Raw genomic sequence first — 8,006 nt, forward strand, 5'->3', positions numbered from 1 at the left:
AGAAAAGATGCAGGAGGAAAGCAATAAGGTCACCAATCCAATATCATTGAGAGCATAAATAAAATTAAAAAAAGCCATCGGCGAACACCACGCCAGCGTCCATGCGCCCTATCGGGACGCACGGCGCCGGCGTAATCGTTGGCTGACATCCAAGCCCGCACCACTCCACGAACACTAGTGTAGAAACAAATCCCCGCAGGACGCAAGCCGCTACCGCGTAGAAACAGTCCCCCCGCAGTGCGGACGCCGCTACCGCGTAAAAACAGCCCGCACTACTTTAAAAACGCTGCCGCGTAGAAACAGCTAGCGCTGCTCCAAAACGCTGCTGCGTTGAAACAGTCCCCCAGCATTACGGATGCAGCTGCCGCGTACAAGCAGCCCGTACTACTCCGAATAACGCTACCGCGTAGAAACAGTCCCCGCGCAGGACGAATGCCGCTACCGCGTAGAAACAGTGCGTACTACTCCAAGAACGCTACCGCGCAGGAACAGTCCCCCCGCAGTACGGATGTCGCTGCCGCGTAGAAACAGTCCCCGCGCAGGACGGACGCCGCTGCCGCGTAGAAACAGTCCCCCCGCAGGACGGACGCCACTACCGCGTAGAAACTGCCCGTACTACTCGAAAATGCTACCGCGTAGGAACAATCCCCGCAGGACGGACGCCGCTACCGCGTAGAAACGGTCTTCGCAGGACAGACGCCGCTGCCGCGTAGAAACAGTCGCTATCGCTCCATAAATAAAAGGACGTCAGCCAACCTTGCGGCCACGTCCATGCCGGGGCTTGCGGGTAGGGTAGTGTCGGTTGCCGTCGATCACGTAACTTGGGTTGAACCAAAGATTATCGGCATCCTTCCCGGCACGGCGTGGCCGCACTCGTTGGCTGCAACTAGTAAAACTAGCATTAAGGGTTACTATTTGAATCTCAACAATATATATAAAAAACTTTATAGAGTCTATACATATGTCAATATGTAATTTGCATTTAAATGTATATCAACATTTTGTGGAACTTTTCTGATTGGATAGATGGTGTATTACGAATTTTGAATACTACCTAATCTTCCTGTATATTTAATCATCAGTGAAGTTGGTTAGGATTTCCGTTACTGATGCCGCTTCACATATTTTCATAAGCCTAATACCTCGTTCTTCTGTTGTCGACTTAATAAATTTTATTCCATGGAAGCTACGGACACGGTTAATTATATTAACCTATGGACACACGAATTTCTGATGAAGCACTTTGATGTGCCTCTAAATGATAATGCACAGGTGCTTTTGATAATAGCAGGGATTTGGGCTGTGTATTTTCTAGGGAAAATAAAATATAGTTCTCGAAATACACTAGAAAAATTTTTCCCAGTCAGTTGGAGAGATAGTCCGATAGTAAGTTTTTTTGATCTAATATTAGTGACGTGTATTGGATTTATTTTAGTAGTAGTAATTCTAGAACCGTATAATCAAGCGACTTCACTTACTGGTGGAATCACGTGGACAACAATATTACAGTTTTTATTGGGTAATAATCAAAACACAGCTAAATCAATTCCGGATAAACTTTCGAACTGAGTCAATGATATTTGGCATTGAATTCTATTTTAGTTGCGTCTATTATATATTGTTTCAATTTAACTTCATTAATGATTACAATTCAAATATTATGGAAACTTTGAATATTCTTGCTGGTATCGTTATCGGAATTAGTTTCCTGCTTTATTTGCTGTACAAATCCTTGAAATTAACCACTAATAGTGCAATTATTTTGCTAGTAATTTCACTTACTGCATTATTACTTTCCTCAAAGTATTTCGATCCAAATAAACACCAGGTTGAAATGTTGGCGGAGAAGGTAAATTCTAGTTACACGTTTTTGACTTCAGCTTCTCGAGCAATAGATTATATTGACTCAATAGAAGAGAGAAATTACTTTCTTGATTCAATTATATCAGATTTTGAAGCAAAAGAAAGTTATCTAATGGCGGAAGTAGATAAATTCAAAATTAGTTCCAGTTCAAAACAAAGCATAATTGATTCCCTTAAAGAAGGTTCTGCTTTGGAGATACAGAGATTAAAAGATGTTGAGCAATTGTTGAAGGACTCATTAAAGCAATATGAAGGAATTTCAGTCACAAGAAAAGGGAATAAATTTTTCATAGCCGACACAGCTGAAATCAGCTTTATGGTTAATAGTTCAAGATTAAGTACTGAAGGTCAAAATTATTTAAAAACTTCAATGAGAGTCTTTGACATTATGCAAGCCCGATTTTCCTCAGAATACATTGTGCGAATTGAGGGTCATACGGACAGCAGTCCTATAGTAGGAGAGTATCCTATACGTTTGTCAAATTACGATAAGGTATATTCAAATTGGGAATTGAGTTCGTTCCGTGCATTGTCCGTCGCTTATTTTTTGAAAGACTCAATCAGATTAGACCCCAAGCTCATTGAACCTGTTGCTCTCGGTCCTTTTCATCCTAAAGATTTACAAAACCCAGAGCACAATAGACGGGTAGTAATATTGCTAGTCCCTCAATCTTACGAATAGTTGATTGTATAGCTGATTTAAAACAAGGCTGCAGCCAACACTGTAGCAGCGTCAACCCGGCCAGGATACTGGTGAGTTCTCCGTTGGGTTTTATCTTGGGTCAACTGCTATTCCGCTTCGAATAATGGAAGGGTAGGGGCCGGGCTGCGCTGCTACCCCCGTTCGCCGCAACAAAAAAACAAGAGAATATGAACATTAAGAAAACACTGTTTCATGGGAAAACCAACAGGAAGCGACTGCTGCTATATCTGAAGCAAGAGAATAGTTACTCCCATTTTAAAAGATTGATCCCTCAGCTAATGTCGCATTCTCAGATGAGAAGTTATCTCAATCGAGGTTCCTTGCCGAAAGAATATTCTGAAGTTAGAAAAAGCAAGATTTTACCGTATGTAAATAATTTAGGAAGTGAAATTGCTTGGAGTGAAGCGGCAATCTTAAGAAATAAAGAAAAAATAAATCTATACCTACACTTAAGAGAAGATTTTCAAAGAGCAATATTATTATGTGACTACACTTCAGCTTATTCAATTTTGTCTGAAATAGATGAAACTATTTGTTATTCAAATTGGAGTATTGAGCAAAGACTACTGCTTTCAGAGTATGCCAAAGGTACAGATGAAAATTGGATTCAATTAAATCGTATAACCACAGAGCTTACAGATGGTCTAAGCATATTTTTGGCAGAAAACTCCAGTAAAAAGGCGGAGAGCAATTTTTCGTATTCGGGTTATCGCAACACTTTTGAAAGTACGATAAACGAACTGCATGAGCAATTTAAAGAATATTTATGTTTCAAATTATTATATACTGGTTATATTGGGTTTAAAAGCTTTGCTTATTATTTAAATGTAGAAAGCTCGTCTTCAATTATTGATAGATATAATCTTCATGTTGACATACTTACGGAGTTGTTTTATAGCGGAGAAGAGGCTGTAAAATTGTCCATATCAGCGATTGCGGAAAATGTCGAGGACTATCGGTTAAAGAAACTTCAAAGTCATTATGAAAACAGCTTAGAAGAGGAGGTTGCTAGCTTTATTGATGAGCGCTTGGACAAGTGCTATGATGCTTACACTCAAGGTCATTACGATAGTTGCTGTCAGCTATGTGTGAAATTCTTGAGATCACAGCCAGATGTTTTTGAGGTGTATGTTCTATACATAAAAGCACTTATCGAGGATGGCCGCACATTTGTCTCCCCCAAAATCTCGGTGACTGTTGACACGATTTTAGAAACCTATTTTAACCTATTTTCTTTAAATGATCAATATTATGCTGCCATTGAGGATGCCTTAAAATTGTCTTTGCAATATATATCATCGAATTTTGGCCGACAGTTGTTGTCCGTAGCCAGCGACGCGACAGTCATATCCTCTTCAAAGGGTCCTCACAAGCTAGCGTACTTTGTGAACTCAAAGTATTTTAATCCTAAGTCGATCAACGTGTTGTATAATATAAATGATTTAGCACCTAGGGGTTTAGTAGAAACATTATCTAAAGCCAATTCGCCTACATATACTTTGAATCATTCAATTGCGAATGGGATGGTTGATAAAATACAGGCGGACGACGGAATTTCTGCAGGGAGGAAATGCGTCTATTTAGCGCAAGCAAAGTATAGAATAGGTGATTACCAATCATCGTTTAAATTGGCAAAAATACACCTAGAAAATGAAGGGAATTCTATAATAACGACACGTGACCTGACCGAACTACTTATTATGAGTAGTATAGCTGATAATAATGCTTTTCAAGCACAATTCGATTATGTCAAATATTATATTGAGAATTCTAAAATAGTGTATAGGATTAATGCCACAGACCTTGCAAATCTCAAAGGGCTGGAACAAGATGAATCCAATACAATAATTCAACCTATTTTATACAGTATCGCCTCTTATAACAATTACGATGTTTATACAAAATACGACGATTATTTAATGGCACAAGGGGTCAACAGACCTAGCGAGCTATTTGCATTAATTGATACTGTTAGTCAGTTACTTATTTATTTTCTTAGAAAGGTTTGCACGATTGATGTGATGCAAAATTCAATTAACTTTTCAGGAACTGACGATATTGAAATTGAAAGGATCAATATTTTGAAGTTTCTCTTAGAAGTAGACGAAACAAATTCAGATGGATATGTTAAAGAAATATCAGAAATAACGCGAAAAAATAAAGTTCGTAAGACTATTCAAGAAGTTAATAAAGGTAGAATTACAGTTAACGTTGAACAGCTAAAGAGCGAAGAGAAAGTCACCTTTAAAGATAAATTTAATCGTTTAGCAAGCTTGCTAGCTTTTTCAGAGAAGTACGATATTCAAAGCATGGACCACATTGTTTCTATGCTTGTGAACTATGTTGCGAAAATGGAAGACGAGGTTATTGCTATTGACTTGGGTAATAGAAAAAATCCGTCTTTCCTATATTTTCGGTTTATTTTCATGCAACTCAGAGACAAATACTTATTTAGCAAAGACTATGGACTTGACGGGTACTTGAGCACTCGAATCCGTCATGGAACCTTAGAGAACCATATTCGGAGTGTGTTTGAATCGTCAAACATAATCTGCCAGAAAAGAGGAGATGATTATATTGATAATACTTATTGGCTAACCCAAACACCCTATATTAACGATTCAAATAAATCAAAATTTCTAGAATCCTTTGTAAGATTCTCTGAAGCCGTGGATCACTTAAGTAGAAAATTAGTAGATGACTATGTGCAAATTAAAACCGATATGGACTCTATAAAAAAAGAAGGTTGGTTTGACTTCACGTATACGAACTATTTGATCGAAACTATTTATAACCAAATAAAATATATAAAAGATCCGTTTGTACTGCTGGCATCCATATTTGAAGTTCTTGAAAATCATCTGGAAAGGATTCTGTTTCGTATAAGACAAGATATCAACACAAAACTTAAAGAAAAATATTTGGGTTATATTGATGACCTTTCTAAGGAAATTAACGAAATTTTCAGTGGTAAGCCACCAGCCTTGTTAAACACAGCTATTGCTCGAAGCCAGACAAATATAATCAATGAAATCAACAATATTTCCGAATGGTTTAATTTGTCAAACCCAGAAGGGGATATGTCCCTTGATCTTCGGACGGTAATCGAGACATCAGTGGAAATTGTCAACAATATTTATCCTCGAGAAAGGATGGAGGTAGATATTGTAGATCATACAGAAGTTCCATTCAAATTTGGGTCAACAAGTATGATATACATTTTTAATATTTTGCTGGAAAACGTCATTAAGCACTCCGGTCTGTCAGCGGAAGATCGAATAGTTTCCGTAACTACTGAATTCATCGAAGGAAAGTACCTAAAAATTACTGTTGCGAACAATTTAGACCTCTCCTTAATTGAAAAAGTTGATAATAATCTTGATAATATCAGATCTGAATGGTTGGAGAACAAGTCAAATTTTGAAAAGATAAATATAGAAGGAGGTAGTGGTTTCAATAAAATCCGGAAAATGTTAGCCGTAGATCTAAAAATGAGTGAATACTTGCTAGACTATACAATTGAAGACGGAATATTGAATATAATTCTCCTCATGAAAGTTCGTTTAACTGTATCAAACAATATGTCATGAAAATATTACTAATCGAAGACGATCAGAAAAAAAGTCACGACATTGTAGAGTACCTCTGTTTAACTATTGCCGAAATTGATGTAGTTGTCAAAGAATCTTATCAGAGCGGCATAAGGGAACTGATTGCACATAATTACGACCTATTATTACTTGATATGAGTATACCGACATGGGACAAATCAATAAATGAACCAGGAGGCAATTTCGAGAAGTTTGGGGGAATAAAAATTTTAAAAGAATGTGCAAGAAGATCTTGCTTAGTTAATACTTTGCTAATTACTATGTTTAGTGATTTTGGAGATGGGGATAGTTCTATTAATTTAGCAGCAATTGATACTTCCTTAAAAGAATCCTATCCAGATTACTATCAAGGAGTGATTTATTATAGCTCAAGAGATGAAAATTGGAAATTGAATTTGGATAAATTTTTTCATCAATTTACTGAAAAAAAAGAATGAGAATACTAATAGTTGATGATAGTGGTGAGAAGATTGCAAATATCGCCAAAATCATTCGCAACATCAATCAAGAATTCACAATTGAGACTTGTCAAGACAGAGTTTCTTGTTTGAAGCTACTAATTGAACAGGGTTTCGATTTGTTAATTTTAGATCTTCAGTTGCCTAAAATAAGCGGTCTTGATCCGGAAGATGAGGGTGGTGCTTTAATTGTGAAGGAAATATATAGAAAAGAGATATACCACTTACCAAGATACATCGTAGCGGTTACGCAGTATACAGGACTAAAATATACTTTTTCAGCAATATGGAAAGTGATTGTTTATCAATCTTCTAACTGGATTGATGAGTTGTCAACGTTAGTCAGCCATATACACCGTGTTCAAAAGGATATCAGGCCTAGTATACCCGTTCATTTGCCTACTGTTTTTGTAGAAGGAATAACCGACCAGCAAGTACTTACCCGTGCAATAGAACTTTTTCGGCCTGATGCAAAATCAAAAATATCTATTCGGTCTCAAAAATCAGCGGGTGCATCTTGGGTAGCAAAGCAAATAATTGCCTGGGCCTATAGCTTGAGACGGGATGAAGTCGGAAAATATACGAAGGCAATAGCACTTCTTGATGGTGATTCAGCAGGCAATGATGCTAGAGCGGAAATTAATCGAGTGATACAACCCAACAGTGCTAGCAGCACAACATTCAAAGTAATAAATTTATCTCCGCAGTATTCAATAACCTGTAGAACACTGTATCAAAAGGGGCTATGCATACCAGTCACTTTAGAAGAATTGTATTCCGATAAGTTGTGGCAATATGCGAGCGAGCAAAATTGGACGGAAAATAAAGCAAAACTTGACCAATTTCTAAAAGATCCAAGGGATTGGAACAAAAGGTCACAGTCATTAGAACAATATATCGATAGTTTAAATTTGAGCAACACAGAGTATAATCTTTTAGGTTCTTTTACAGATACCGGTAAGACAAACGCTGTTAAAACCATTAATAGAGGGGATGATACAACAGCCACAGATTACCTGTCAAATTTTGAAACACTAGTAAATGAAATCGTCGAATATTTATGTTGAAAATATGCGGCGAACACCGCGCCATCGTCAAGCCGGCGGTGAGGGTTTCTGGTTTCTAGGATACTTTATCGGCTAGGAAAGAAACCTACTGATCCGTTAGTTGGCTGGTGGGAGCCGGCCTGCGCCGGCGCACCCGTTCGCCGAAAGCAATACCCGCATCCCCTCAGAAAAACCTATCAAAGTTGATCAAAGTCATCAACAAGCCGTATCTTTAAGGGCAATCAAGCCAGATGCCCCTCAAGAACCGCCAGTCAGGTAAATCCCTCGCTTCCACCATTGAAAAACTACGCGAAGAGGATTACCG

The 8,006-nt window shown here is 38.0% G+C and carries 5 protein-coding genes; all 5 read left to right on the top strand.

Annotation, left to right across the window (positions count from 1 at the left end; genetic code table 11):
* Window positions 1-1,179 precede the first annotated feature (1,179 nt).
* Complete coding sequence (locus DQG19_RS21065) at window positions 1,180-1,569, top strand: hypothetical protein (RefSeq protein WP_157974640.1); 390 nt, start codon at window positions 1,180-1,182, stop codon at window positions 1,567-1,569.
* Window positions 1,570-1,660: 91 nt separating this feature from the next.
* The gene (locus DQG19_RS20525) at window positions 1,661-2,545 is read left to right on the top strand and encodes a flagellar motor protein MotB (RefSeq protein ID WP_157974641.1); all 885 of its coding nucleotides are present in this window, start codon (window positions 1,661-1,663) and stop codon (window positions 2,543-2,545) included.
* 188 nt (window positions 2,546-2,733) lie between these two features.
* Entirely contained in the window at window positions 2,734-6,156 is a 3,423-nt protein-coding gene (locus DQG19_RS21070; protein WP_157974642.1) for a hypothetical protein, read from the top strand.
* Window positions 6,153-6,614: a hypothetical protein gene (locus DQG19_RS21075; RefSeq protein WP_157974643.1), complete on the top strand. Its 462-nt coding sequence runs from the start codon at window positions 6,153-6,155 to the stop codon at window positions 6,612-6,614. Before DQG19_RS21070 ends, DQG19_RS21075 begins: the two co-directional genes overlap by 4 nt.
* Window positions 6,611-7,702, top strand: a complete 1,092-nt coding sequence (locus DQG19_RS20535; protein WP_116128449.1) for a response regulator — start codon at window positions 6,611-6,613, stop codon at window positions 7,700-7,702. Before DQG19_RS21075 ends, DQG19_RS20535 begins: the two co-directional genes overlap by 4 nt.
* Window positions 7,703-8,006 lie beyond the last annotated feature (304 nt).

Source organism: Lewinella sp. IMCC34183, from assembly GCF_003390915.1.
GTDB lineage: Bacteria > Bacteroidota > Bacteroidia > Chitinophagales > Saprospiraceae > Neolewinella.

Bases quoted from the DNA above. Each gene is read 5' to 3' on its own strand.
- DQG19_RS21065 (WP_157974640.1), top strand. From the start codon at position 1,180: ATGGAAGCTACGGACACGGTTAATTATATTAACCTATGGACACACGAA.
- DQG19_RS20525 (WP_157974641.1), top strand. From the start codon at position 1,661: ATGGAAACTTTGAATATTCTTGCTGGTATCGTTATCGGAATTAGTTTC.
- DQG19_RS21070 (WP_157974642.1), top strand. From the start codon at position 2,734: ATGAACATTAAGAAAACACTGTTTCATGGGAAAACCAACAGGAAGCGA.
- DQG19_RS21075 (WP_157974643.1), top strand. From the start codon at position 6,153: ATGAAAATATTACTAATCGAAGACGATCAGAAAAAAAGTCACGACATT.
- DQG19_RS20535 (WP_116128449.1), top strand. From the start codon at position 6,611: ATGAGAATACTAATAGTTGATGATAGTGGTGAGAAGATTGCAAATATC.